Source organism: Sphingomonas sp. Leaf230 (genome assembly GCF_001421745.1).
GTDB lineage: Bacteria > Pseudomonadota > Alphaproteobacteria > Sphingomonadales > Sphingomonadaceae > Sphingomonas.
The window spans coordinates 600822-627008 of sequence record NZ_LMKW01000008.1; the positions used below are offsets into that span (position 1 = coordinate 600822).

Here is a 26187-nt window from a genome sequence, read left to right on the forward strand (position 1 = left end):
GGAACCGCAGCCCCCTTTTGGTCGCTGGACAGGCATGACCAAGACCAACGGAAAGCCGCTCCACGCCCCGACGCTGCATCACCTGGAACAGCTCATGACCGGGTTGCTCGAAGGCGTGATCCTGATGGACCCGACCGGCATGATCCTCAGCGCGAACCCGGCTGCGTTGAAGATGCACGGCGTCAAGGCGTTGGCCGACCTGGGCGAGACCGCGGACGATTACGCGGCGCGCTTTCGGCTGCGGTACCGTGACGGTCGCAAGCTGCCGCGCCGCGAATATCCGTTGATGCGCCTTCTTGCCGGCGAAAGCTTCCCCGACCTGATCGTCGAGGTCTCGTCACCGGATGCGGACGAGCCGCGCTGGGTGCATCAGGTCCGCGACATCGTCATGGATGAGGATGGCGGCGATCCCGATTGCCTGGGGATGGTCATCAACGACGTCTCCGAACGGTTCGACGCGGAGGACCGGTTCCAGGCGATGTTCCATGCGAACCCCGCCCCTGCCCTCATCATGCGGGTCGCCGACCAGCGCTATGTCCTCGTCAACCAGGGGTTCCTCGATCTCTCCGGCTACGACCGCGACCAGATCGTCGGCAAGACGCTGTTCGATCTCGACTTCCTAGCCGAGGTCGAGCGCAAGCCGTTCGTCAAGGAACGCGTCGCAGCCGGCAAGACCGTTCCGCAACTGGAGGCGGAGCTGCCGCTCGCGGGGGGCGACAAGACGCTGGTCATCCTCGCGGGCCAGCCGATCGAACTCGCCAACGAAGACTGCCTGCTGTTCACCTTCGCCGACCTCGAACCCCGGCGTCGCGCGCAACTGGCGCTGCAGGCGAGCGAGCGGCACTTCGCGTCGGTGTTCGAGATGGCTCCCGTCGCGATGGTCATCACCAAGGGCGACGAGAACCGCATCGTGCAGGTCAACGCCGCGTTCAAGAGCCTCACCGGCTACACCGATCACGCGGTCGTCGACCGGATCGCCGATGATCTCCAGCTATGGAACGACGCCGCGCAGCGGGTGGAACTGGAAACCGAGATCCGCGAGCGGAACGGCATCCGCGGCCACGATGTCCGCCTGTTGCACAAGAACGGCGAAACTTTGGACTGCCTCGTCTCTGCCGAACGGATCAGCGTCGATGGTACGCCCTGCGTCCTGTGGCTGTACCAGGACATCACGGCGCGCCGCCGTGGGGAACTCGAACTCGTCGAAGCGATCGACGCGGTGATGAAGGACGCCAACTGGCTCAGCCGGTCGATCATGGACAAGCTGGCGACGCTACGAAATCCACGCGCCGGCTCGGGCACCACGCCCCCGACCACCGAACTCAGCAAGCGCGAGCGCGAGGTGCTCGAACTGATCTGCCAAGATCTCGACGACGCGGCGATCGCCACCCGGCTCGACCTGTCGCGCAACACGGTGCGCAACCATGTCGCGCGGCTTTACGCGAAGATCGGCGTCAACCGGCGCAGCGCCGCGATCGTGTGGGCGCACGAACGCGGCGTGGGGGCGTAACGTGTATCAGGCCTTGTGGTGCGCGTGGAACAGCTTGCCGCCCTCGACCACGTACACGACCGCCAGTACGCCAAGCCCGATCGCGAGATAGCCGATCGCCAGCGGATAGGTCGTGCCGTTGTACGACTGGCCGATCAGCGAGCCGACGATCACCGCGCCGACGCTGGTGATGAACCCCTGGATCGACGACGCAGTGCCGGCGATGTGCCCGACCGGCTCCATCGCCATCGCGCCGAAATTGGAGCCGCACAGGCCGATGCACGTCATGCTGAGCGCCTGGAACAGCATGTAGGTCCACAGCGATTCCGACCCTGCGGCGATCACGCCGATGTGGACCACCGACAGCGCGATCAGCCCTAGCACCGCCGCCTGCGATATCAGCCGCGTGCCGAGACGCTCGACCAGCCGGCTGTTGGCGAACGACGCGCACCCCATCGAAAACGCGCAGACCGCGAACAGGATCGTGAACCGCTCGCCCGCATGGAACTCGTCGACGAAGATTTGCTGCGCCGACGACACGAAGGCGATGATCCCGCCGAACGTCATCGACGCGGCGACCGCATAGCCGGCCGAATAGCGGTTGGTCAGCGTCAGCGTGTACGCCTGGCGGAGCGACGCGAACGACAGTGGCGACCGTCGCTCGACCGGCAGCGATTCCCGCAACCGCATTACCGACCAGGCGAGGACGAACGCCGCGAAGCCGGCCAGCGCGTAGAAGATGAATCGCCATGGACCGAACTGGAGCAGCACCTGCCCCAGGCTCGGCGCCATGATCGGCACCAAGAAGAAGATCATCTGCGCCACGGACAACGTGCGCGCCATCTGGCGACCCGAATACCGATCCCGCACGATCGCGACCGCGAGTACGCGCGTCGATGCGGACATCAGCCCCTGCAGAACGCGTGCACCGAGCAATGCTGCGAACGTCTGCGATCCAGCGGCGAAGATACTCGCTGCGACGAAGCCCGTGAGCGTGACGAGCAGGATGATCCGGCGGCCATAGCGATCGGCGAGTGGCCCGTAGACGAGCTGCCCGGCGCCGAAGCCGAGCATGTACGCGGTGATGATCCACTGGCGGTGATTCGCGGTAGCGATGCCGAGCTGGTGGCCGATATCGGCGAGCGCGGGCAGCATCAGGTCGACGCCGAGCGCGTTGACCGCCATCAACGCGGCGATGAAGGCGACGAACTCGCCTGGACGCATCGATGGGGCAGCAATTTTGTCGTTCATGAAAGCCGCTTAGGACTGTCGCCGCTCGAACGCCATGCCCGAGCGCTGGACTCGGACGCCGTAACGCAAAGGCGATGGCGACTGATCGACGAACGCTAGTGCCGCCGATCAGTCGCCGATGCGCTTACGGCTTCTTGAACTTGTAGACGAACTGGTCAGTCGTGCCGCGGATCGCGGGGTCGAATACCGGCTTGGCGTGGTCGTCGGCCGGGTTGCGCAATGCAGTGGACTCGCCGACGAACTTGAACCCTGCCGCCTGGACCTGTGCCTTTACTACCGCCGGGTCGATCCGGTGCCGCGTCTCGGTCCCGCCCAGGCCGCTGCCGGGGGCATCCGCATGATCGATCACGACGTAGATGCCGCCGCGCTTGAGCATGTTGAACACCGCCTTGTCGAACGCCTTCAACGCGCCCTCGCCGCCGCCGTTATTGGCGATGTCGTGATAGTTCTGCACGGTCCAGAACAGGTCGACCGGCTTGGGCGAGGTCGGCAGGTTGGTAGTCTGGACGACGGCGGTGACGTTGGCGAGATTGCGCGCCTGAAGTGCGGGCAGCGTCTTCTCGGCGTATTTCGCGCCGGCTGCCGGCCAGACCGCGTAGACATGGCCCTTGGGTCCGACGACGCCGGTGAAGATCCGGGTCCAATAGCCGGCACCCGGCAGGTAATCGACGACCACGTTGCCCGGCCGCACGCCGGAGAAGGCGAGGACGTCGGCGGCCTTGCGGCGGGCATCACCGCCTTGCTGGTCGGCGCGCGCCGGATCGGCGAGCGCGCTGGTGATCGCGGGGCTGACCTTCTGCGCATACGCTGTCGTTGTGCCCGCCGCGATGGTCATCGCCACTGCAACGCTCGTCCAGATCGTTTTCATCATCCGTCTCCCACCGTCCGGACGACAATGCCGGCTCGGTGGGGAGGATCGGCCGGAAGCCAGCGCTAGTCCAGATCGTTTTCGCTGATGACGACAATCTCCTGATCGGGATCGCGCGCCAGTGCGACGACGCCGAGTTCGGCGATCTCTTCGGCATGCTGTTTGAAGATCGCCACGGCGTCGCCTTCGGGCGATACCGTGCTGAGCGCTTCGAGCACATCGTACTGGACCGCGAACTGATAGCGTTCTTCGCTCACTTCGGCCTCGAACTCGACCTGGCGCAGGTCGCTATTGTCCTCGAGGGTCTTGGTATCGATGTTCAAACGGTCTTCGGCCATATCTTCGCTCCTGCTATGCGCCGACAACAGTCCGGGGGCGGAATCGAGCCATTCCGCCCCCGAAAAGTGCGGTTGCCTAAAGCCCGATCTGGAGGTTGGCGCGTAGCGACAGCGCGACGCGGCCCTGTTGCTGCTCGGCGTTGAACTCACCGCCCATCCGGAAGATGCCGTTGCCGCCGACGCCCCGCAGTTTCCCGACCCAGCCGCTGGTACGCTTGTCGGGGGTCAGCGTGAACGACTGGCCGCCTTCGAACGACGCGGTGGTCGCGCCCAGGCCGCCGCCGACGAGCTGGCGACGGCCGCCTTCGGCTTCGACGCGGAACCAGCCATTCTCGAACTTGGGTCCGCCGAAGTTCAGCCCGAGTGCGCCGCTGCCGGTGACCGCCAGCTCGTCGCTGGTCCGCGACCGCACGACCAGGTCGATGGCCTTGCCGCCGCCGGTCTCGCTATAGCCGTCCTCCTTGAGCTTGTAGTAATCGATCGCAAGGACCGGGCGGAAGGTAAGCATGCCGGTGCCGGCCTCGTACGACAGGCCACCGGACGCCGCGTACAGCGTGCCGTCCCAGTTGCCTTTGGCGGTCCGGGCAACGGCCTCGGCGCCGATCGCGCCGGCGAACTGACGGACACCGTCGAACTTCACCTTCGCCCCCGAAGCGCGGGCATTGGCCTGCAGACCGCCCCAATGCCCGCGCCAGTATCCGGCCAGCTCATACTGGTCCGAATTCACCTCGTTGTCCGTGCCGTCGTCGGCATCCTGGCCGTGGAGATAGGCGAGCGAGGTCCCGAAGTTGCCGACGCCTGTCTTGTATTCCGCGCCCGCCGAGACGCCCCAGCCGCTGATGTCGTAGCCCGCGGTATCGGCAATGCTTTTCGACGTGCCCCACGCGACCTGCGTCACCCAATAGCCCCATTTGCCTTCGTCCTTGAACGGGCCGTGCGGGTCGGCGAGCAGGCGGGCGGTGGCGCGCGAGCCCATCGTCACGGTCTCGAACGTGCCGCCGGCATGGTCGGGCAGCATCTGGCGGACCGAGCCGCGGAACGCGTCGGCCTCGGTGATGTTGAGGAACGCGCCGCCGACCTTCGCGTCGTTGCCGAGCGCCTTGTAGATCGCGTCATACGCCGACGCCTGCGAGCGGTTGAGCCCGAGTTCGGTCGACGATTTGCGCGCGATGTCGACGGCCAGGTCGTTGCCCGTGCCGGTCGCGATGCTGCCCTTGTAGAGGAACGGGAGCGTCGTCGTGGTCGCTGTCAGGTTTGCGGCACCGGTCAACGTGCCCGCGCGCAGGACCGTGTAGCGGCCCTCCGCATCAACGACGCTGGTGAGCTTCAGGGCAAGCTTCGAGTCCTTGTCGAACGATGCCGTGCCTGCGACCTGGATCATCGTGCTGGTGCCGCCCGCCTTGTCGAGCGTCACGGCGAGGATACCTCCGCCGCCGACCGACAGCGACGCGATCGATACGGCCTTGGTAATGTCGAGCGTGCCGCCGTTGACCGCGACCGCAAGGCCGCCCGAATTGGCGAGCGTGCCGGAGAAGCGCGACGTGCCGCCAAGCGTCAGCGTGTCGGTGCCGCCGCCGAAGTCCGCCGCGCCGCTGAACACCGAGGTCCCTGCGAGCGTGAGCGCGTCGTTACCAGCGCCGAACACTGCGCCGCCTGAGAAATTGGCATCGCCCGACAGCGCGAGGCGGTTGTTGCCGCTGCCGAAGCGCGCAGTGCCGGTGACGGTACCGTCCGCGACGTCGAATACGTCGTTGCCGCTGCCGAAGCGGACGTCGCCGACGATCGCGGGCGCCGCGATGCCGGTCGCGACTGCGGTCTGGCGAACGATCGTGCCGGTGGTGTTCGCCGAGAGGTCGATTGCGACGTTGCGCTCGGACGTTGCCAGTGCACCCGATGCACCGATCCCGCCGCTGTTCTCGACCAGCGTGACGGTGCCAGACCGATCGAGGATAGCGATCGCGGTGCCGTCGGCGGCCTGCGCGGTCGCCTTGATCGTGCCGCTGTTGCGGATCGTGCCGACGGATGCGCCGGTATCGACCAGGACTGCCGTCGAACGCGATGCGGCTGTGCCGCCGCCTGCCGCGGAGATCGTGCCGGCATTACGGATCTGAGGCGTGGACGCACCCGTGCCAAGCTTCAACGCGGTCGCACTTGCGCCGTTCGCTACGGCAGCGACCGTGCCGTTGATGCCGATCCCGCCTGCGATCGTTACTGCGCCGCCAAGGCCGCCGATCGCCAGGCCATTGCCCTCGACGCCGCCATAGACGCCACTGCCCGCGATGCCGCCATCTACGATCAGGCCGAAGCCGGTCCCAGTGCCGGCGACCGCACCGATCGCGACGGCGCGCGTGGCCGATCCGATCTGCACCGCCGGGGCCGCGCCGAAGGAGGTGATTGCAGCCGAGCCTTCGGTGGCGTCGGGAAGACCGTCCTTGTCCTCGTCGGTATCGGTCGTGCTCGCGTCCTTTGGCGGGATCGCGAAGATGATCCCGCCCGACACGTTGCCCGCGACGACCAGCGCGGATCCGCCCTGCAACAGATCGTCCGCGTCGAGCTTGGTCGTATCGGCCGGTGCCGTCGCATAGCGATAGCCGGTCGAGCCGAGTGCGCCCTGCACCACCAGCGCACCCGCGATGTCGCCATCGACGCGCGCGGCGACCGCGCCCTGCCCGATCGCCGCGATCGTACCGGCGAGCCGGACGTTGCCGGTGACGTCGGCGATCCGCACGCCGGTCGATCCGTTGCCGGTGACCGATGTCTGGCCGTCATGCGTGAAGGCGCCGGTCAGTGGCCCGCCGAGCCAGATGCCAGCGGAGTTGTTGCCCTTCACCGTGATCGCGCCGCTGTTGACGATCGCGCCGGTATACGCGCCCGCGGTGCGGATGCCGGTGCGTCCGGTGCCGGCCGCGAACGGGCCGTCGAGGTCGCCGTCCTTGTCCGTGTCGGTCGCGACATAGCTTTCGTCGATGATGATCTTGCCGGTCGCCGCGTTGGTGATCCCGCCGCCGGTGCCGGCGTTGGCGAGGATGCCGGTCGATCCGTCGGCGTTGGTCACCTGGATCGTGCCTTCGTTCGTGACCGAGTTGACGCTGTCGACGGTTACCGCGGTGCCGGTCGTGGGGGTCACCGAACCCGCGGCAGCGATGCGGATATTGTCGGGGGCGCCGGCCTTGATCGTCGAGGTCCGCACCGTGTCGGTCCGCTTGGTGTCGATCACGGTCTGCGCCTGGGCGCCCGTCGTTACCGCGAACAGGCAGGTGGTGGTCAGCAGGAGACGACGCATACGGAACCCTTTTCGATGTGTTTTCGAGAAGAGGACGGAGACGCGGCTCGCGAACCTTGAAGAGCGCTTCATTATCGTGCGGCACAATGGCCGAAGCGGCGCGTTGTGCGGCGGATATCTTCAGGGAAATGCCAGCATGATCACCACTATCGCCGAACTCGACCGCATCCGCGACGACAGCAAGCGCCTCGTCACGACGCGCTCGATGATGTCGGCGGGCGCGGCGGTCGTGCCGATCCCCGGCGCGGATATCGTCGCGGATATCGGCCTGCTCACCAAGCTGCTGCCCGAGATCAGCAAGCGCTTCGGGCTCGATCACGAACAGGTGCAGAAGCTCGAGCCACAGCTTGCGCAACAGGCGCTCGTGATGGCGTCGAGTCTCGGCAACACGATGATCGGCCGGATGGTGACGAAGCGTATCGTCGTTGCCCTGCTCCGCCGCGTCGGCGCCCGCATCGCGGTGGGATCGATGGCGAAGTTCGTGCCGTTCGCGGGCTCGGCGGTGGCGGCGACGATCAGCTTTGGCGCGATGAAGCTGGTCGGTAATTCGCACGTGGAGGATTGCTACAAGACTGCGCTGTCACTTCTCCCGGCGGACCAGCGCGCACTGGCGAAGGGCTGAACTCCGATCCTCCCCCGCCAGGGGGAGGTGGATCGCGTAGCGAGACGGAGGGGGAGGACACGCAACGGATGTTGTCATTACCTCCCCCTCCGTCTGGCAAGAGCCAGCCACCTCCCCCTGGCGGGGGAGGATCGAAAGGTTCGCTAAAACGCAGCGTCCAGTCCGATGCGGAACGTCCTCGGACGTTGCGGCGTGATCTGCCCGCTGCCGACCTGAAACGGCGTCCCCAGCGCGAACCGGTTGCCGACGCTATCCGTCAGGTTCGTTACCCCGAGCGTCACGCCCAACGACGGCCGCCCGACCCGTGCGGTGAGCGCCGTGTCGAGATAGTCACCTTGCTCCTCGCCCAACACTGGCCCCACACCCAACCGGGACCGCCCGACATAGCGCGCCCAGCCATACACCCGCAGTTCCAGATCCCGCCCGATATCACGCCGGTAGTCCGCCCCCAGCCGCCCGGCATAGCGTGCGATGTTCGGCACCTGGCTCATCCGCGCAAGCGCCACGAACAGCGCCGCGCTCGGTTCGGTCACGCGGCTGTCGTTGTAGGTGAAGCCCGCGTCGACCGTCAGCCCGGCGACCGGCTTCCACCCGCCCGCCGCGCTGAACGTCCAGATCCGCCCGTCGCCGATGTTGGCGGTGCTCGGCAAGCCGGTGGCGTCGATGAAGTCGGCCTGGATATCTTGCCAGATCGTGTGCGACACGCTCGCCGTCAGGTACGCGCGATCGACACCGGCGAGCCCGAAGCGCATGCCGGTCTCCAGCGTCCGCACGCGATCATTCTCGAACCGTCGGACGAAATCACTCTCGATCGCCAGCCCGCCGGGTCGAAACCCCTGCTGGTAGCGCCCGTACAGCGATACCTTCGGCAACACTACGGCAATCAGCGAGGCGGACGGCAGCACGCTCGTCTCGATCCGGTCCGCCGTCACGCGCGCACGGGCGAGCGCGACCGCCTCCAGCCGCGCCGGTGCGATATCCTCGCCGGTCCCCGCGAGCGACGCCCGGGTCACGCGCGCGCCGGCGGTGGCGGTCAACCCGCGCACCAGCTGCAAGCTCCCCTCGCCGTACAGGGTCGCTTCCTCGATGCTGTTGGTCACGCCCGTCACCGGCGCGGGCGCATCGACCGGGCCGAGCGAGCGCGACAACCGCGTGCGATTATGCGTGTAACTGGCGCCGACCACCCAGCCGAACCCGTTGCGCATCGGGCGCCATACCCGCGTCTCGTTCGCCATCATGTCGGTCGCGTTGCGTTGCGCGAATACGCGCGGGCTGCCCGCGGCTGTCGTCAGAGGGCTGCCGAATGCAGGCCAGTTGGTGATCGGTAGCGTCGGATCGACTGCTGGCAGGGTCGCGTCGTACCGTTCGGTCAGCGTCTGGCTAACGATCCCGGTCGAGGATTTGACCTTCAGCCCGCCGATAGTGCCCGACACGACGACCTGCCCCATCGTGTAGTCCGCCGAGAAGCCCTGCACGATCGCGCTCGACCGCGTCAGCGGCGGCGCGTCGCGGTCCGCGTACTGGCTGTCGTCGCCCTTGGTCCATTGCCCGATCCCGCCGAGATCGACCGTCCAGCCATTCCCCGCATCGAGCCGCAGCGCCGCCCGACCGCCACCGATCCGCGTCCGGTTGACGTCGCGGCGGTCGAGCACCGGATTGTCGATATACCCGCCCTCGCTCACGCCGTAGCCGACAACGCGCAGCGCGACCCGCTCGCCGAGCGGCACGTTCAGCGTCGCGCCCAGATCCGCGCCCGGATCGCCGTGCCACGTCGCGGAGAGGCCGCCTGCGATCGACGCCGACACCGCGCCCAGTTCCGGTGCGTTCGGTACGGTGCGGATGATCCCGCCGAGCGAGCCTGCGCCGTACAACGTCCCCTGTGGTCCTTCGAGCACCTCGACCGAGGCGATATCGTAGAGCCGCAGGTCGGGATCGGGCGCGTTGTAGCTCAGCCGCAGGTCGCCGAAATACTGGCCGACGGTAGTCTGGGTCGGCCCGGTAAAGCTGGAATCGGCGATGCCGCGGATGAACAGCTTGTTGCGGCCTGCGCCGAGATGCGTCGACGATACGCTCGCCAGCCGCGCGAGGATCGCCTCGGTCCCGCCCGCGCCGCCGAGCGCGAGATCGACCCCATCGAGCAACGCGACCTGGCCTGCGAAATCGCGCAGCCGGACGTCGCGCTTGCTGCCGGTGACGACGATGTCCGCGCCCTGGACCGCCGGCGGTGCGGCGACCGGAACGACCTTCGGACGCTTCACTGGAATGACGCGCGGTGCGCGAGCGGTCAGCCGCCACCCGACCGCACCCGCTGCGACGACGTCCGCATTCGCCGCAGTCGCCAGCCGGTCGAGCGCCTCGCGCGCGCTCATCCGCCCGCGGACCGCCGGCACGCGCCGCGCCCACAAAGCCGGATCGCCGACGACGATGCTCGTTCCCGATTGCCGCCCGAGCGCCAGCACCGCGTCCCCAAGACGCCCCGCCGGCAAGTCGACCGCCCCCTGCCCCGCCTGCGCGGGAGCGGCGACGGCGAGCGCCGCGACGACCAGACATCCGCGCATTCTCACGAGCGCGAGGACATCACCCAGTGACCGCCACGCTTGCGGATCGCGACACCCAGCAACGGCGCGGCGAGCCGTGGATCGCCCGACAGCTTGGCCGTCGCGATGCTGCCGCTGAACGCGCGCTTGGCGACGCCCGGATCGGCGCGCAGGTCGACGCCGAGCGCACGCGACAGGTCGTCCGCGACTTCCGCGAGCGTCGCGCCTTCATACGCCAGCACGCTGTCGCGCCACGATCCGACGCTGGCGACATCGACCGCGGTCACGGTCGCCTTGCCGTCGCGCACGACCAGCCCCTGCCCCTTCACGAGCCTGATGCCGCCCTGTCCAGGGTTATAGTCGACCGCGCCTTCCGACACCGCGACACGCGTTTCGCCGCGCGCGTGCTTCACGTCGAACGCGGTGCCGACATCGACCAGCCGCGCGCCGCCGACGCTGACCTCGAACGGATCGCTGTCGTCGTGTCGGACCACGAACATCGCCTCGCCGCGCTCCAGCGTCGCGACACGCGGGTCGTTGTGGTCGAGCATCAGGCGCGTTGCACCGCCCATCGCAATCGTGCTGCCATCGGCAAGCCGAACCGTCCGCATCGTTCCCGCCGCGGTTTCGACCGCATAAGGATGCGCGCGCGTCTCGATCGATTCATACCCGACGAACAGCGCGAGCAAAGCGGCGATCGCTCCACCAGCCCATACCGGCCAGCGCCGCCGCGGACCCTGCATCGCGATTGGAGCGATCGGCACAGGCGGCACCGTCGCCGCCATTTCCTCGATATCCATCGACATGGCATGATACGCCGCCGCATGGCGCGGGTCCGCCTCCAGCCAGGCGTGGAACGCCGGCCAGTCGTCGAACGCATCGCCGCCGGTCCGGACGACCCAGTCCAGCGCGGCCTCGTTCAGCGTGCGTGCTTCGATGTCGTCATGCTCCGCCATCATGGCCTCCTATAGCCGAAGACGGAGACGTTGTGATCAAGCCTCATCGTAACGTCGCTTTGCATCGATCATCGCGCGATAGGCTTTGCGCAGGTCGCCCTCGACGGTACTGAGGCTCACCCCGAACTCGGCCGCCACGGCGCGCTGCTCGACGCCATCGATCCGGTGGCGACGGAATATCGCGGCGGCGCGCGTCCCGACCGACTGCAACGCCGACTCCGCCAGCGCCGCCTGCTCGCGCGCGATCACGACGCGTTCGGCGGAGGGCTCCTCGGAGCGGTCGAGTGATGGTCCCCCCGTTGCCTCGGTCCATTCGCGATCGCGCTTCTCCGCCTGCCGCACTGCGCGGTGGCGATCGAGCATCAGGTTGTTCGCCATCCGGTAGAGGTACGACAGCGGCGACGCGATCGGCCCGGTCGGGGCGGTCTGGATCCGCACCCACAGTTCTTGCAGCAGATCCTCCGCATCGCCCGCGCCGAGCGAACGGATGAACCGCAGCAGCGTATTGCGATTTGCTAGGAAAACGGCCTCAAGGCCCGAGGAGTCCATGTCATGCCCGTGTCGATAGGCCGCCGATCGGCGCTCGGCGGCGCCGTGTTCCCGGCGGGACGTACAGCGCTTGGCGGGGAGACACAATCAGCGCGCCCGGCACCGGGTTACTGGTGCAGCAGCGTCCAGCCCTGCGGCAGATAGTCGGTCGACATGTAATAATAGAACAGGCACGTCCCGTCGCGGCGATAGGTGCCACCCTTGACGAGACCCAGCGCAGTGCTGCCCTCGAACACCGGCGCGCCGCTGTCGCCGGCCTTGCACGTCGGTCCCTCGACCGCGACCCAGGTCGGCAGGCACGCGCCGCCGCACAGATCGCCCGCCGGCGCGAAGTCGACCATCGCGATCACTGCGCAACTATACCCGGTACGCTCGCCGCGATGGCACACGAAGTCCCCGGCGCGCGTGCTCGTGCGGTAGCGCCACGTCGCGACGGGCCGCGCGACCGTCTTGGCGGTATCCGCGTAGAACAAAGGTGCGTAGCCGACGTCAGGCGCGGTCGCGACGTTGACCTGTACGTCCTGATATCCCCAGCCCCATTGCCCGACGAACGCCAGCGGCCATTCCTCGCGGCCGCCGTCCGACGGGCGCTTGCCGACATAGGAGAGCGCGTCCGGGCAATGCGCCGCGGTGACCACGCCGTTGCGCACGCCGTCGGATACGACGAAGCCGGTCGTGCAGGCATAGCGCTTGCCGTCGACCGTCCCGACGACGCGCCCCCCGCCCTCGATCGCGCCGCCGTCGACCGGGGCGGGTATGAGCGTGGGGGCTGGAGCGACCTGGTCCTGCGCCATATTCGCAGACGGCTTATCAACGGCTTCGATCCGCACCGGAACGCCGGTCATCGTCGCGATCCGGGTACGCAGCGCGCCGTCGCGGTCGAGATCGGCATCACCCGATGCGATCATCACGACGAGTTCGCCGGTTCGCTGATCCACACCGAGCCCGGGCGGGTGCGGGAGGGACTCGCGTATCTTCGCCTGATACGCCGTGATCGCGGCGAGCACCGCCTCGCGCGTCGCAGGTGCGCCGGTGCGGAAGACGATCGGCACGACCATCCCGCCCGCCATCACGGATTGATCCGCGACCGGATCGGTGCCGGTCAGCAGCACGACGATGCGGTAATTCGGCTGATGCTCGATCGCGACCCCGGCCCAGCGATCCTTGTAGGTCTCGCGGAGCGCGTCGGTCGTCGGCACGGTGGCGCCCTGCGCGCGCATCCGCCGCAGCGCCTCGTCGAACGGCACGCCGAACCGAGTCGCATACTCTCCCGCATCCTGCATCAGCGCGTCGACCGGCAGTTGCACCTGCGCCGCCGATGCCGGCCCCGCCCAGAGTGCGAGCAACACCGCCGCCAGAAACCACCGAACCGACATAGTGAACATGAACGACAAAATCCTGGGCGCGCGGGTCTTCTGAGGCGTCATACCGCCATGATCTGAACCGGTGCTTTCACGCAAGCGATCGAGGTGATTGCGCGCGATCTCGCAAGCGTCCTATCAAGCACGCCATGAAGATCATGCTCTCCGCCAGCCTCGCCGTGCTCGCCTTTGCGAGTGCCCCTGCCGCCGCCCGGCAACTCACCATCGACGACGTGACGATGCTCAGCCGCGTCGGTGCGCCGACCGCGTCGCAGGACGGGCATTGGCTCGTCTGGGCGCAGCGCGAGACCGATCTCGCGGCGGACAAGGGGCGCTACGATCTCTGGCGGCTCGACTTGAGCAAGCCGGGCGCGACGCCGGTGAAGCTGCTCGCCGATCCGCAGGTCAACGAGAACGACCCGCAGATCGTCGGTTCGACCGTGTATTTTACATCGGACAAGGGCGGCGAAGATGCGGTCTGGTCGGTGCCCGTCACTGGCGGCACGTCGCGGCGCGTCACCAGCTTCAAGGGCGGGTTCAGCGGCTTCAAGGTCGCGCCGACCGGCGACAAGCTGCTCGTCTGGGCGGATCGCAAGCCGGGCGCGCCGAGCCTCGAGCCGGCGATGGTGAAGAAGGATCCCAACGCGGGCGCCGGGCGGACGTACGACCAGCTGTTCGTGCGGCATTGGGATACGTGGGCGGACGGCACGCGCTCGCAACTGTTCGTGTTGCCGCTGACCGCCGCGGGTGCGACCGGCAACGGCGTTCCGCTGGTTGGCGCGCTGGTCGGCGATACGCCGTCCAAGCCTTATGGCGGCGGTGAGGAAATCTCGTGGAGCCCGGACGGCCGCACTGTCTATTTCGCGCTGCGCGAAGCCGGCCGGATCGAGGCGCTGTCGACCAATCTCGACATCTTCTCGGTGCCCGCGGACGGCTCGGCGGCACCGGTCAACCTGACCGCGGGGAACAAGGCGACCGACAACCTTCCGACGGTATCGCCCGACGGTCGCACCCTCGCCTATTTCGCGATGCGCCGGCCGGGGTTCGAGGCGGATCGCCAGGTGCTGACGCTGCGCGATATCGCCAGCGGCAAGACGGTGTCGCTGACCGAGCGCTGGGACCGGTCGGTTGGCTCGATCACATGGGCGCCGGACTCGAAGTCGCTCTACGTGACGGCGGACGACACGCAGGAGACGCCGCTGTTCCGTGTCGATGCGACGAGCGGCGCGGTGACGCGGCTGACGCAGGAGGGGCATGTCAGCGCGGTCGCGATCACGCCGCGGGGGCCTGTGGTGGCGATCGACAGCCTCACCGCACCCGCCGATTTCTACCGTGTCGCGGGCACCGGCACACCGCAGCGGCTGACGCAGGTCAACGCCGCCAAGCTCGCCGGGATCGACATGCCGACGGTCACGCGGTTCAACTTCAAGGGCGCTAACGCGGACACCGTCTGGGGCTATGCCGTCAAACCGTACGGCTCCACGGGGAAGGTCCCGGTTGCCTACATGGTCCACGGGGGCCCGCAGGGATCGAGCAACAACAGCTGGTCGTATCGCTGGAACCCCGCGGTGTTCGCCGGCGCGGGCTACGGCTTGGTCGCGGTCGATTTTCATGGGTCGACCGGCTACGGGCAGGGCTTCACCGACGCGATCAGCAACAACTGGGGCGGCTGGCCGCTCGAGGATCTGAAGAAGGGGCTGGCTGCCGCGACCGACAAGTTCGCGTGGCTCGATGCCGACAATGCGTGTGCGCTCGGTGCGTCGTACGGCGGCTATATGATGAACTGGATCGAGGGGCAGTGGCCCGATCGCTTCAAGTGCATTGTCCAGCATGACGGCGTGTTCGACGCGCGTGCGATGGCGTACGAGACCGAGGAGCTCTGGTTCGACGAATGGGAGCATGGCGGGAAAGCCTATTACGAGGACCCGCAGGCGTTCGAGAAATGGAACCCGGTCAATTACGTGGCGAAGTGGAAGACGCCGATGCTGGTGATCACCGGCGAAAAGGACTTCCGCATTCCGTACACGCAGGGGCTGGCGACGTTCACCGCGTTGCAGCGACGCGGGATCCCGTCGCGGTTGCTGGTGAACCCGGGGGAGAACCACTGGGTGCTGAAGCCGAAGAACTCGCGGCAATGGTATGGAGAAGTGCTGGGCTGGATGGGGAAGTGGACGGCTAAGTAGGGGCTGCCTCTTTCCCTCCCGATACCGCCACCCCGACTAAATGAGCACCACCCCGGCGAAGGCCGGGGCCCAATTGGAGAGGTCGCAGTAACGAGGGGCTATCCGCCGTTACCTCTGTTCCCCAATTGGGCTCCGGCCTTCGCCGGGGTGGTGTTTTATGGTAGTAGCGTCTTGTAACCAGGCGCGACTTGTTTCCCCGCGAAGGCGGGGACCCAGACTGGGCTCCCGCCTTCGCGGGAGAACAAGGTTAGAGCGGACAACGCTCTCCCAGTCAGTGCGCCTTCGGCTTCTTCACCGCATGCAAGCCCAGCGCGATCGCGCCGCCCAGGATCAGCCCGACGATCCCCGAGAAGAACGCGTTCATCACCCAGTTCACCGCGCCCTTGGCGAACGGCACCGCATGCGAAGCCGCCTCCGCCGTATCGTGGATCCAGTGCGGCAAAGTCGTGAACCCGAACTCCTCGATCCCGTGGACGATGATCTGGCCGCCGACCCACACCATCGCCGCCGTGCCGATCACCGACAGCGCCGACATGACGATCGGCATGCCTTTGACCAGCCCACACCCGATCGCCTGCACGACCGCGCTGCTGCGCTGCGCCAGATGCAGTCCGATATCGTCCATCTTCACGATCAGCGCGACCACGCCGTAGACGCCGATCGTGATGACGATCCCGACCAGTGCCAGCACGATCGCCTGCTCCCAGATCGGCTTGGTCGCGACGTCCGACAGCGCGATCACCATGATCTCGGCGGACAGGATGAAATCGGTGCGGATCGCGCCCGAGACCTTCTGTGCTTCGAGCGTCGCGGCATCGACCGGCTCGGCGACGACCTCCTCGGCATGACCGCCGCCAAACGCCTCGAGGATCTTCTCCGCGCCCTCGAAGCACAGATACGTACCGCCGATCATCAGCAACGGCGTCAGCAGCCACGGTGCGAACGCGCTCAACGCCAGCGCGGCGGGCAGGATGAAGACCAGCTTGTTGCGGAACGAGCCGAGCGCAATCTTGCCGATCATCGGCAGTTCGCGCTTGGGTTCGAACCCGACCATGTAGCGCGGCGTCACTGCGGCATCGTCGACCACCACGCCGATCGCCTTGCTGCCCGCCTTCCCGGTGGTCGCGGCGATATCGTCGAGGCTGGCGGCGGCGAGCTTGGTGATCCCGGCAATGTCGTCGAGCAGTGCGACCAATCCTGTCGGCATCGATGGTGTCCTTCGCGTAAGTATCGGCGCTGGGTAACGTGACAGGATTGTCATGCAACGGCTTTCGCACTTGCGGTAGTGCGTGGCGGGCGGAATGGTTGCAGCCGACGCGACCCAAGCGACAGGACGGATCATGACCCCCTTCCCGAACGACGACTTCATCACGAACCTGCCAAAGGCCGAACTCCACCTCCATATCGAGGGCAGCCTAGAACCCGAGCTCATGTTCGCGCTGGCCGAACGCAACAAGGTCGCGATCCCGTTCAAGAGCGTCGAGGACGTCCGCGCGGCCTACAGCTTCACCAATCTCCAGACCTTCCTCGACATCTACTACGCTGGCGCCGCGGTGCTCCAGACCGAGGAGGACTTCCGCGATCTGGCGGTCGCCTATTTCGACCGCGTCGCGCAGGACGGCGTAGTCCATGCCGAAATCTTCTTTGATCCGCAGACTCACACGCACCGCGGCATTCCGTTCGACGTCGTCGCGCGCGGTCTGTTCGCGGGGATCGACGAGGCGCAGGAGAAGCACGGCATGTCGGTCGGCCTCATCATGAGTTTCCTGCGCCATCTCGATGAGGAGGACGCGTTCAAGACGTTCGCGCAGGCCGAGCCGTGGCTCGACCAGTTCATCGGCGTCGGGCTCGATTCGTCCGAGGTCGGCCATCCGCCCTCGAAGTTCGCGCGCGTGTTCGCGGCGTCGGCGGATGCCGGGCTAATGCTATGCGCGCATGCCGGCGAGGAGGGGCCGCCCGCCTATATCCACGAGGCGCTCGATATCCTCCAAGTCGACCGCATCGACCACGGCAACCGCGCGCTCGAGGATCCGGCGCTGGTCGCGCGACTGGCACGCGATGCGATGACGCTGACCGTGTGCCCGTTGTCCAACGTCGCGCTGCGCAACGTCGACAAACTGGAGAATCATCCGATCGACCGGATGCTCGATCTCGGCCTGCGCGCGACGATCCATTCGGACGATCCGGCGTATTTCGGTGGCTATATCGGCGAGAATTTTCGCCAGACCGTCCGTGCGAAGAATTTGTCGCGCGAGCAGGTCGTGACGCTCGCCCGCAACAGCTTCCTCGGCAGTTTCCTCGACGACGACGCGCTCAGCGGACACCTCGCGACGCTCGACGCCTATGTGAAGGCGCATCCGTGATCGGACGTTTCCTCGCGGTCTTCGAGCCGTTCATCCTGATGCTGCTCGGCACCGTCGTGCTGGCGAGCCTGCTGCCCGCGCGCGGCGAGATTGCGACGATCGTCGGTTACGCCGCCGATATCGGCATCGTCCTGCTGTTCTTCCTGCACGGCGCGAAACTGTCGCGCGAGGCGATCTGGGCGGGCCTGCGCAACTGGAAGCTGCATCTGGCGGTGCTGGCCGTCACGTTTATCGCCTTCCCGCTGTTCGGGCTCGGGCTGACCGCGCTGCCGTTCGTCACCGGGCCGCTCGCCGCCGGGTTGTTGTTCCTGACGCTGCTCCCCTCGACCGTGCAGTCGTCGATCGCCTTCACCGCGATCGCGCGCGGCAATGTCGCCGCGGCGGTGTGCAGCGCGTCGTTCTCGAACCTGCTCGGCATTCTCGTGACGCCGGCGCTGGTCGCGCTGCTGATGAACACTTCGGGCAGCGGCGGGATCTCGATCGAGAGTATCGAGGCGATCGTGCTACAACTGCTGGTGCCGTTCGTCGCCGGGCATCTGTTGCGGCCTTGGATCGGTGCGTGGGTGACGCGCAACAAGAGCCTGCTGACGGTGGTCGATCGCGGTTCGATCCTGCTGGTCGTCTACAGCGCGTTCGGTGCCGCGGTGGTCGAGGGGCTTTGGACCAAATTGTCGATCGGCGACCTGATCCTGATCGGGCTGTTGTGCGCCGCGCTGCTCGCCTTCGTGCTCGGGCTGACGTTTGCCGTTGCGCGGCTGATGAAGCTGCCCCGCGAGGATGCGATCGTGCTGCAATTCTGTGGTTCGAAGAAGAGCCTCGCGTCGGGCGTGCCGATGGCAGGCGTGCTGTTCCCGCCCGCGCAAGTCGGCGTGATCCTGCTGCCGCTGATGCTGTTCCACCAGTTGCAGCTGATCGCCTGCGCGGTGATCGCGCGCCGCTATGCCGAGTCCGCACCACGCGATATTGCTTCAGATTAATATGGTAACCCGCTGCGGGTATTTGCTTTGTTCCGCCGGGGGTTGCATGATCGAGGCTCGATAGGAGAGTTTCGGGTAGATGAGCGCGTCGAGCGATATTGCCGGTTCCACCGATGGCGTGGGGCTGGACCTCAATGCGTGCGACCGCGAGCCGATCCACATTCCCGGTGCGATCCAGCCGCATGGCCTGCTGCTCGTCGCCGATGCAGCCAGTCTGACCGTCGTCGCGGGCGCGGGCGACCTCGAGACTCGCCTGACTCCCGACTGGCTCGGCAGCGACCTGTCGGCGCTGTTGGCGCAGGACATCGATGCGACACTCACGGCCAATGACACGGTCGCCGGCGTGGCGCTTGCCGGACTGCCGGTAGCGGGCCTGACCGAACGGTTCGACGTCACCCTTCACCGCACCGCCGATCACGTCCTCGTCGAACTCGAACCCGTCGAAGCGGAGCCGGTCACTGCGGCCGGCATGCTCGGCCGGCTCAACGCGATGGCGATGACGTTCGAGCGCGCGAGCAACCTCCAGGCGTTGTGCGAGCGCGCCGCGACCGCGTTCCGCCAGTTGACGGGTTTCGACCGCGTCATGGTCTATCGCTTCCTCGACGACGAGGCGGGCCGCGTGATGGCCGAGGACAAGGCGACGGGGCTCGGCACCTTCCTCAATCACCATTTCCCCGCGTCGGACATCCCGAAACAGGCGCGTGCGCTGTACGTGCGCAACCGGACGCGAACGATCCCGATGATCGATTACGCGCCCGCGGTGCTGCGCCCGACCGGGTTCGAGACGCTCGACCTGAGCGACGTGGCGCTGCGCAGCGTGTCGCCGATCCATCTGCGCTATCTCGCCAACATGGGCGTGGCGGCGTCGGCGTCGATCTCGATCGTCAAGGACGGGCTGCTCTGGGGCCTGATCGCCTGCCATCACGGTACGCCGAAGGGCCTCACCCCCGACATCCGCGCGGCGTCGGCGACGCTGGCCAGTGGGCTCGCGCGCCAGATTCGCGCGAAGGAAGAGGCGGAGACGTACCGCGAACGGCTGCGGCTGCGCGCGGCGGAGGATGCGGTCATCCCCAAGCTCGCGACCGAACCGGCGCCGCGCAGCATCGTCGCCGCGCTGCGCGACGATCTCCGGCGGATGCTCGACGGCGACGGCTTCGCCTATGTCGAGGGCACGATCGTCGACACCGACGGGCCGTGTCCCGGCAAGGACGACATTCTCGATCTCGCCGCATGGGCCCGCACGAGGGGCGTGATCGAGCCGTTCACGACGCATGAACTGTCGGCACTGTTGCCCCGCGCCGAGGCTTACCGTGCGCAGGCGAGCGGCTTGCTCGCGCTGCCGCTGGTCGACGAGGGAGCGGTGCTGTTGTGGTTTCGTGCCGAGCAGATCGAAGAGGTCGAATGGGCCGGCAATCCGCACAAGGCGGTGTCGGTCGATCCCAATGCGGTGCTGACCCCGCGCGCGTCGTTCGAGTCGTGGACGCAGGCAGTCAGTGGTCGATCGCGGCGCTGGACGCGGGAAGAGATCGAAGCGGCGCACCGCCTGCGCCGTGCGTTCCACGACGCGCATATCAACCAGCGCCTGCGACTGCTCAACGCCGACCTGCAGCGGACGCTAGCTGACAAGGATGCGTTGATTGCGCAGAAGGACGTCCTGATGAAGGAGGTCAATCACCGCGTGCAGAACAGCTTGCAACTGGTCGCGGCGTTCCTGTCCCTTCAGGCAAAATCATCCGACGACGCGAAGGTGAAGGAGCATCTCGCCGAGGCACAGGCCAGGCTCGCCGCGGTCGCCCTGGTGCATCGTCGGCTGTACCGCGACGACCAGGTCGAGTCGGTCGACCTGTCGCGCTATATCGAGGAACTCACGGGCGACATGCAGACGTCGCTCGGAGAGGACTGGGCGGCGCAGATGACGCTCGATCTCGCCCCCGTGCTCGTCGCCACCGATCGCGCGGTGAACATCGGGCTGGTGCTGACCGAACTCGTCATCAACGCGAGCAAATACGCCTATCGCGGCGATGCCGGCCCGATCCACATCATCCTCGAACAGCATCGCAACCGGCTGCGCCTGATCGTCGCGGACCAGGGCGTTGGCAAGTCGGGGACGCGGATCGGCTTCGGCAGCCGGATGATGAACGCCATCGTCGCCGGGCTGTCGGGCACGATCGAGCAGGACGACAACATGCCCGGCTTGCGCGTGATCCTGACAGCGCCCGTCGACGACGCCCGCTGACATCCAGGGGACACAGTCCCGGCTCGCGCGGCAGCGACTAGAGCAACCGCAATGACCGGGCGGCGACCAACAAACCGAGAGAACTGCTATTAACAAAAAACGGCCCAAGATGTGCCACTTGTCGATCAAATTCGCTGATGCAGCCGGTCCGGATCGCGCTGAGGGTCGCGCGCGCTCGGCGTTGACGGACACGGATCGGAACGGGCGTCATCCGCCCACGTTTCAGGGCGATAGCGTCCCGTCGGCGCATCCTCCCGAGAAGGACATCATCGTGCGCCGAACCAAAATCTCCGCTCGCCTCTACACGATCGCCCTTGCGGCATCGGCCCTCACCGCCGGATCCGCTACCGCGCAGACGATCGCGCTGACCGGTGTCCGGTTGATCGACGGGCGCGGCGGCGTACCGGTGGACGACGCGACCATCGTAATCGCAAACGGACGGATCGTCGCGGCGGGCAAGGTCGCGGTGCCGGCGGGCGCGGAACGACGCGACTATCGAGGGCGCACCGTGATGCCCGGCCTCGTCTCGGACCACAGTCACGTCGGACAGGTGAGCGGCACCGAGACGGGCGCGAAGAACTACACGCGCGCCAACATCGTCGCGCAGCTTGCCCAGTATCGCCGCTACGGCGTGACGACGGTGACGGCGCTCGGCAATAACGGCCCGGCGTTCGTCGGGATACGCGCCGACGCACATGCCGGACGGATCGACGGCGCGGACCTGTTCGGCGTGATGCAGGGGATCGGCGTCCCCAATGGCGCGCCACCGCAGGCGATGCTCAAGGTCGGGCCGGCCCAGTTGTTCCGCCCCTCGACGCCCGAGGAAGCCCGCAAGGCGGTCGCGATGATGGCCGCCGAAAAGACCGATCTCGTGAAACTGTGGCTCGACGATTTCGGCGGCAGCGTACCGGTCAAGATGAGCCCGGCCATCTACCGCGCAGTGATCGCCGAGGCGCACGCGCGCGGGCTGCGCGTGGCGGCGCATATCCACGATCTCGCCGATGCGGAGGCGATCGTCGCGGCGGGTGCGGACATCATCGCGCACGGTATCCGTGATACGCCGGTGCCCCCTGCGTTCGTCGCGACGCTGAAGGCGAAGGGCATCTGGTACATCCCGACGCTGCAACTCGACGAAGCGACGTTCGCCTGGGCCGATCGCGCACCGTGGACGCAGACGCCGTTCGCCCGCGCCGCGCTGTCGCCTGCCCTCGCACAACAGGTCGACGATCCGGCGTGGCGTGCCAAGATACTGGCCGATCCGAAGACGGCCGATGCGCGGAAATCGCTGGCGATGAACCTGCGTAACCTGAAGACGCTGTACGACGCCGGCGTGAAGATCGGGTTCGGCACGGACAGTGGAGCAAGTGCAGTGCGCGTGCCCGGCATCGCCGAACATCGTGAGCTGGCACTGATGGTCGAGGCGGGGCTGACGCCCGAGCAAGCCTTGCGGGTTGCGACGGCTGCGGGTGCGGACCTGCTCGGATTGCGCGATCGCGGCGTGATCGTGGCCGGAACGCGCGCCGATTTGCTGGTCGTCGATGGCGATCCCTCCCGCTCGATCGCCGACGTCGACAAGGTCGTGGAAACCTGGGTCGCAGGACGCGCTGCGCCATTCTGATACGACGGAGAGCGACTTCGGCGGCAGAAAACACGTGTGAAAAGCGCTGGTTACACGGGCTTGCGGGAACGGAAAGCCGATCACGCGGTTCTATGCGGCGAGTGGGGGCACTCGAAACAGGATACCATACCGCATGACCAACCGTTCATCGCGCACACTGATGGCGCTCGCCACCGCGACCTTGATCACGACATCGGGTATCGCCCTGACGAGCGGCGCGATTGCGCAGTCCGCACGGTCGGTCGATGCGCCGCCACCGCCGCCGCCCGCACCGACTGCGACCCAGCCGGCAAAGGCAGCACCAGACATGCAGGCCGTACTCGACCAGCTCGCCGCCCTCGGTGGCAAGCCGATCGAGACGCTCACGCCTGCGGTCGCGCGGATGCAGCCGTCGGCAGCCGATGGCGCCAAGCAGGTCATGATTAAGCACGGCCTGTCGGCAACGCCTGACGCGACCGTGACGACGCACGACGTGCCCTATGGCAGCGACGCGAACCAGTTCGCCCGGATCTACAAGCCGGCATCGCTCGCCAACGCCAAGAACCTGCCGGTGGTCGTGTATTATCACGGCGGTGGCTGGGTGATCGCGACGGTCGACACTTATGACGCGGCACCACGTTTGCTCGCCAAACAGCTTGGTGCGATCGTCGTCTCCGTCGAGTATCGCCATGCACCGGAGTTCAAGTTCCCGGCACAGCATGACGACGCAGCCGCCGCATATCGCTGGACGCTGCAGAATGCGGCAAGCTGGGGTGGCGATCCGCGCAAGATCGCGGTCGCAGGCGAGAGCGCCGGCGGCAACCTGGCGGTCGCGACGGCAATCTACGCGCGCGACAATCGCCTGACCACGCCGCTGCACATCGTATCGGTCTATCCGATCGCGAACAGCAGCATGACGCTGCCGTCGCGGATGGATTCGGCGAATGCGAAGCCGCTGAACGGCGCCATGCTCAAGTGGTTCGGCTATTATTACCAGACCAGCCCTGCCGATGCGCAGGACCCGCGGTTGAACCTGGTAAAGGCAAACCTGCGCGGCCTGCCGCCGACGACGATCATCAACGCGCAGATCGATCCGCTGCGCTCTGATGGCGAGACGCTGGCAGCGGCTATGCGCGCGGCTGGCGACAAGGTCGAGCAGCGCACCTTTCCGGGCGTGACGCACGAATTCTTCGGAATGGGCATGGTCGTGCGCGGTGCGCAGGATGCGAACACGCTGGCAATCGCGCGGCTCAAGGCAGCATTCGCTGCGAAGCCTAAGCGTTGATCAGGATGGGCTGGGGTGAAGCGGATCACCTCGGCCCTTTTGTTGCTGCTCCGATCAAGCCGGTTGGCCAGTTGCGAACTTCCGCAAGTTACCCCCACGACTATTGATAAGTACCCGTTATCAACGCCTTTCGGCTCAACAAGCCCGTTGATGTAGGATAGTTTTATCTACATAACACGGTCAGTTGATATTTCTCAGCTATCGCTATTCCGCTAATATTAGGACAGCTTACTCAGAGAGTTACGTCTTAACTTGAGCATGAAGCACAATTTAATTACAAATCAGCCTGATATTTGATACTCAGTCTATTGGAAGCGGGGCCGATGGATGAACGTTCAAGTCATGGTTGCGGGCGTTATACTCGTTGCCGCCATTGCAGGCGTGGTGCGGTGGCAACAAAAGCTTGCGCGTACCAGACGTTACGGCGCGCGGCGCCATCGGCATCGCAAGCCGATCAAACGCGACAATTGGGCAACGAAGTTGCTGCGGGAAAATCCGGCGAGGCGCCTGATGGAGCGGCGCCATTATCGGTCGCCGGGCAAGACGGACCAGACATTGTAATATTGCAACCGCGGCCGGCAAGAATCGAAGACTTCTAGCAGTCTCTGAAGACTTGCCGGCCGATCCGGTATCCTACCGCTCGCGTGTCGCGGCGAAGCGGATCTTCGCATAGCGCTCGGCGATGTAGTTCACTTCCCAGGCGCTCTTGGCGAGGAAGACGGGGTTGCCGTCGCGGTCCTTGGCCATTGCGCCGCGGTTGATCTCGGCGAAGGTTTTCAGCTCAAGCGGGTCTTCTGCCGAGATCCAGCGCGCGGTCTCGTAGGGGGCGGGTTCGAGCCCGGCTGCGACCTTGTACTCCGCATCGAGGCGCGACAGCAGCACTTCGAGCTGGAGCTGCCCGACCACGCCGATGATCCAGTTCGAGCCGATGTCGGGATAGAACACCTGCGTGACGCCCTCCTCCGCCATGTCGTCCAAGGCTTTGCGCAACTGTTTGGTCTTGGTGAAGTCCTTCAGCACGACGCGGCGCAGGATCTCGGGCGCGAAGTTCGGCAGGCCGGTGAAGCGGATCGCGGCCTTTTCGCTAAGCGTGTCGCCGACTCGGAGCGTGCCGTGGTTGGGGATGCCGATGATGTCGCCCGGGAACGCCTCGTCCGCCAGCTCGCGGTTCTGCGCGAAGAACAGGATCGGTGAGTGGACCGCGATCGGCTTGCCGTGGCCGGTCGGGGTGAGCTTCATGCCGCGTTTGAACACGCCCGAGCAGAGCCGCATGAACGCGATCCGGTCGCGGTGGTTGGGGTCCATGTTCGCCTGCACCTTGAACACGAAGCCGGTGACTTCGGGCTCGTCGGGCGAGATCGGGGCGGGCTCGGCCGGCTGCGCGCGCGGTGGCGGGGCGTAGTCGGCGAGCGCGGCGATCAGTTCGGCGACACCGAAGTCCTTCAGCGCCGAGCCGAAATAGACCGGCGTCAAATTGCCCGCGCGATAGGCCTCGGGGTCGAAGCTCGAATAGCCGCCCTGCGCGAGTTCGGCTTCGTCGTTCAGGCGGATCATCGCTTCGGGGCTGAGGATCTTGGCGAGTTCGGGATCGTCGATGCCGGTAAAAGGAATCGCCTTGCCCATGAATTCGCGGCTGTCGCCTTCGGGACGGCTGAGCGTGTTGGCGTAGAGATCGTAGACGCCCTCGAACTCGCCGCCCATGCCGACCGGCCAGCTCATCGGGCAGACGTCGAGCTGGAGCATCTCCGCCACCTCGTCGAGCAGCGAGAACGGATCGCGGCCCTCGCGGTCGACCTTGTTGACGAAGGTGATGATCGGCACGTTGCGCAGGCGGCAGACCTCGAACAGTTTCCGCGTCTGCGGCTCGATGCCCTTGGCGGCGTCGATCACCATGACCGCCGAGTCGACCGCGGTCAGCGTGCGATAGGTGTCCTCGGAGAAATCCTCGTGGCCCGGCGTGTCGAGCAGGTTGAAGGTGATCCCCTGCCGCTCGAACGTCATCACCGACGAGGTGACCGAAATCCCGCGCTGCTGCTCGATCTTCATCCAGTCGGAACGCGCGCGCCGGGTCTGGCCGCGCGCCTTCACTTCGCCGGCGAGATGGATCGCGCCGCCGAAATAGAGGAGCTTCTCGGTCAGCGTGGTCTTGCCGGCATCGGGATGCGAGATGATCGCGAAGGTGCGGCGGGGAAATTGGGTCATGGCGTGGGTCCGGTGAGCCGAGTCGTCGGACTTGGCTGGGAAAAGAAGGTTAGGCCGGGTTAGGCCAAGCTGCAGTCCGCGCGCGGTGCG

At 66.6% G+C, this 26187-nt stretch carries 19 protein-coding genes; 9 read left to right on the forward strand and 10 right to left on the reverse strand.

Going from position 1 to position 26187, the window contains the following annotated elements:
• Window positions 1–34 precede the first annotated feature (34 nt).
• The gene (locus tag ASE82_RS08335) at window positions 35–1510 is read left to right on the forward strand and encodes a helix-turn-helix transcriptional regulator (RefSeq protein ID WP_056061359.1); all 1476 of its coding nucleotides are present in this window, start codon (window positions 35–37) and stop codon (window positions 1508–1510) included.
• Between the two features lie 6 nt (window positions 1511–1516).
• Here ASE82_RS08335 and ASE82_RS08340 read toward each other — a convergent pair whose 3' ends face one another.
• The 4 genes from ASE82_RS08340 to ASE82_RS08355 form a co-directional block, all read right to left on the reverse strand.
• Window positions 1517–2713, reverse strand: a complete 1197-nt coding sequence (locus tag ASE82_RS08340) for a multidrug effflux MFS transporter (RefSeq protein ID WP_056061842.1) — start codon at window positions 2711–2713, stop codon at window positions 1517–1519.
• A gap of 151 nt (window positions 2714–2864) precedes the next feature.
• Complete coding sequence (locus tag ASE82_RS08345) at window positions 2865–3608, reverse strand: class I SAM-dependent methyltransferase (RefSeq protein WP_056061845.1); 744 nt, start codon at window positions 3606–3608, stop codon at window positions 2865–2867.
• A 65-nt stretch (window positions 3609–3673) separates the two neighbouring features.
• Window positions 3674–3946 (reverse strand): DUF1488 family protein, encoded by a 273-nt coding sequence (locus ASE82_RS08350; protein WP_056061362.1) that lies wholly within the window; start codon window positions 3944–3946, stop codon window positions 3674–3676.
• Window positions 3947–4022: 76 nt separating this feature from the next.
• On the reverse strand, window positions 4023–7229 hold the full coding sequence (locus tag ASE82_RS08355; protein ID WP_056061366.1) for an autotransporter outer membrane beta-barrel domain-containing protein: 3207 nt from the start codon (window positions 7227–7229) through the stop codon (window positions 4023–4025).
• A gap of 136 nt (window positions 7230–7365) precedes the next feature.
• Here ASE82_RS08355 and ASE82_RS08360 point away from each other — a divergent pair, with 136 nt between their 5' ends.
• Window positions 7366–7851 (forward strand): hypothetical protein, encoded by a 486-nt coding sequence (locus ASE82_RS08360; protein ID WP_056061367.1) that lies wholly within the window; start codon window positions 7366–7368, stop codon window positions 7849–7851.
• A 143-nt stretch (window positions 7852–7994) separates the two neighbouring features.
• Here ASE82_RS08360 and ASE82_RS08365 read toward each other — a convergent pair whose 3' ends face one another.
• The 4 genes from ASE82_RS08365 to ASE82_RS08380 form a co-directional block, all read right to left on the reverse strand.
• Window positions 7995–10409: a TonB-dependent receptor gene (locus ASE82_RS08365; RefSeq protein ID WP_056061369.1), complete on the reverse strand. Its 2415-nt coding sequence runs from the start codon at window positions 10407–10409 to the stop codon at window positions 7995–7997.
• A 2-nt stretch (window positions 10410–10411) separates the two neighbouring features.
• Window positions 10412–11344 (reverse strand): FecR family protein, encoded by a 933-nt coding sequence (locus tag ASE82_RS08370; RefSeq protein WP_162236716.1) that lies wholly within the window; start codon window positions 11342–11344, stop codon window positions 10412–10414.
• Window positions 11345–11380: 36 nt separating this feature from the next.
• Window positions 11381–11893 carry an RNA polymerase sigma factor gene (locus tag ASE82_RS08375; protein ID WP_056061373.1) on the reverse strand — a complete coding sequence of 171 codons (513 nt, stop codon included), beginning with the start codon at window positions 11891–11893 and terminating at the stop codon, window positions 11381–11383.
• 107 nt (window positions 11894–12000) lie between these two features.
• Window positions 12001–13278 (reverse strand): S1 family peptidase, encoded by a 1278-nt coding sequence (locus ASE82_RS08380; protein WP_235524621.1) that lies wholly within the window; start codon window positions 13276–13278, stop codon window positions 12001–12003.
• A 125-nt stretch (window positions 13279–13403) separates the two neighbouring features.
• Here ASE82_RS08380 and ASE82_RS08385 point away from each other — a divergent pair, with 125 nt between their 5' ends.
• Entirely contained in the window at window positions 13404–15437 is a 2034-nt protein-coding gene (locus ASE82_RS08385) for a S9 family peptidase (protein ID WP_056061379.1), read from the forward strand.
• Window positions 15438–15708: 271 nt separating this feature from the next.
• Here the strand turns inward: ASE82_RS08385 and ASE82_RS08390 are convergent, their stop codons facing one another.
• Window positions 15709–16644: a DUF808 domain-containing protein gene (locus ASE82_RS08390; protein WP_056061382.1), complete on the reverse strand. Its 936-nt coding sequence runs from the start codon at window positions 16642–16644 to the stop codon at window positions 15709–15711.
• A 133-nt stretch (window positions 16645–16777) separates the two neighbouring features.
• Between ASE82_RS08390 and ASE82_RS08395 the strand changes: the two genes are divergently transcribed.
• From ASE82_RS08395 to ASE82_RS08420, 6 genes are all read left to right on the forward strand, one after another.
• Window positions 16778–17800 (forward strand): adenosine deaminase, encoded by a 1023-nt coding sequence (locus ASE82_RS08395; RefSeq protein WP_056061848.1) that lies wholly within the window; start codon window positions 16778–16780, stop codon window positions 17798–17800.
• Window positions 17800–18777, forward strand: coding sequence for a bile acid:sodium symporter family protein (locus ASE82_RS08400; protein ID WP_435368563.1), 978 nt, complete (start codon window positions 17800–17802; stop codon window positions 18775–18777). The genes ASE82_RS08395 and ASE82_RS08400 overlap by 1 nt, the downstream gene beginning before the upstream one ends.
• 79 nt (window positions 18778–18856) lie before the next feature.
• Entirely contained in the window at window positions 18857–21013 is a 2157-nt protein-coding gene (locus ASE82_RS08405; protein WP_056061387.1) for a histidine kinase dimerization/phosphoacceptor domain -containing protein, read from the forward strand.
• 271 nt (window positions 21014–21284) lie between these two features.
• Entirely contained in the window at window positions 21285–22631 is a 1347-nt protein-coding gene (locus ASE82_RS08410; RefSeq protein ID WP_056061851.1) for an amidohydrolase family protein, read from the forward strand.
• Between the two features lie 133 nt (window positions 22632–22764).
• Window positions 22765–23895, forward strand: coding sequence for an alpha/beta hydrolase (locus tag ASE82_RS08415; protein WP_082441376.1), 1131 nt, complete (start codon window positions 22765–22767; stop codon window positions 23893–23895).
• 327 nt (window positions 23896–24222) lie between these two features.
• The gene (locus tag ASE82_RS08420) at window positions 24223–24456 is read left to right on the forward strand and encodes a hypothetical protein (protein WP_136189153.1); all 234 of its coding nucleotides are present in this window, start codon (window positions 24223–24225) and stop codon (window positions 24454–24456) included.
• A gap of 72 nt (window positions 24457–24528) precedes the next feature.
• Here ASE82_RS08420 and ASE82_RS08425 read toward each other — a convergent pair whose 3' ends face one another.
• Window positions 24529–26097: a peptide chain release factor 3 gene (locus ASE82_RS08425; RefSeq protein ID WP_056061393.1), complete on the reverse strand. Its 1569-nt coding sequence runs from the start codon at window positions 26095–26097 to the stop codon at window positions 24529–24531.
• Between the last annotated feature and the right edge of the window lie 90 nt (window positions 26098–26187).

Coding starts and splice junctions, on each gene's coding strand:
- ASE82_RS08335 (WP_056061359.1), top strand. CDS start 35: ATGACCAAGACCAACGGAAAGCCGCTCCACGCCCCGACGCTGCATCAC.
- ASE82_RS08345 (WP_056061845.1), bottom strand. CDS start 3,608: ATGAAAACGATCTGGACGAGCGTTGCAGTGGCGATGACCATCGCGGCG.
- ASE82_RS08425 (WP_056061393.1), bottom strand. CDS start 26,097: ATGACCCAATTTCCCCGCCGCACCTTCGCGATCATCTCGCATCCCGAT.
- ASE82_RS08420 (WP_136189153.1), top strand. CDS start 24,223: ATGAACGTTCAAGTCATGGTTGCGGGCGTTATACTCGTTGCCGCCATT.
- ASE82_RS08375 (WP_056061373.1), bottom strand. CDS start 11,893: ATGGACTCCTCGGGCCTTGAGGCCGTTTTCCTAGCAAATCGCAATACG.
- ASE82_RS08340 (WP_056061842.1), bottom strand. CDS start 2,713: ATGCGTCCAGGCGAGTTCGTCGCCTTCATCGCCGCGTTGATGGCGGTC.
- ASE82_RS08415 (WP_082441376.1), top strand. CDS start 22,765: ATGACCAACCGTTCATCGCGCACACTGATGGCGCTCGCCACCGCGACC.
- ASE82_RS08380 (WP_235524621.1), bottom strand. CDS start 13,278: ATGTTCACTATGTCGGTTCGGTGGTTTCTGGCGGCGGTGTTGCTCGCA.
- ASE82_RS08365 (WP_056061369.1), bottom strand. CDS start 10,409: ATGCGCGGATGTCTGGTCGTCGCGGCGCTCGCCGTCGCCGCTCCCGCG.
- ASE82_RS08405 (WP_056061387.1), top strand. CDS start 18,857: ATGAGCGCGTCGAGCGATATTGCCGGTTCCACCGATGGCGTGGGGCTG.
- ASE82_RS08370 (WP_162236716.1), bottom strand. CDS start 11,344: ATGGCGGAGCATGACGACATCGAAGCACGCACGCTGAACGAGGCCGCG.
- ASE82_RS08355 (WP_056061366.1), bottom strand. CDS start 7,229: ATGCGTCGTCTCCTGCTGACCACCACCTGCCTGTTCGCGGTAACGACG.
- ASE82_RS08360 (WP_056061367.1), top strand. CDS start 7,366: ATGATCACCACTATCGCCGAACTCGACCGCATCCGCGACGACAGCAAG.
- ASE82_RS08350 (WP_056061362.1), bottom strand. CDS start 3,946: ATGGCCGAAGACCGTTTGAACATCGATACCAAGACCCTCGAGGACAAT.
- ASE82_RS08385 (WP_056061379.1), top strand. CDS start 13,404: ATGAAGATCATGCTCTCCGCCAGCCTCGCCGTGCTCGCCTTTGCGAGT.
- ASE82_RS08390 (WP_056061382.1), bottom strand. CDS start 16,644: ATGCCGACAGGATTGGTCGCACTGCTCGACGACATTGCCGGGATCACC.
- ASE82_RS08395 (WP_056061848.1), top strand. CDS start 16,778: ATGACCCCCTTCCCGAACGACGACTTCATCACGAACCTGCCAAAGGCC.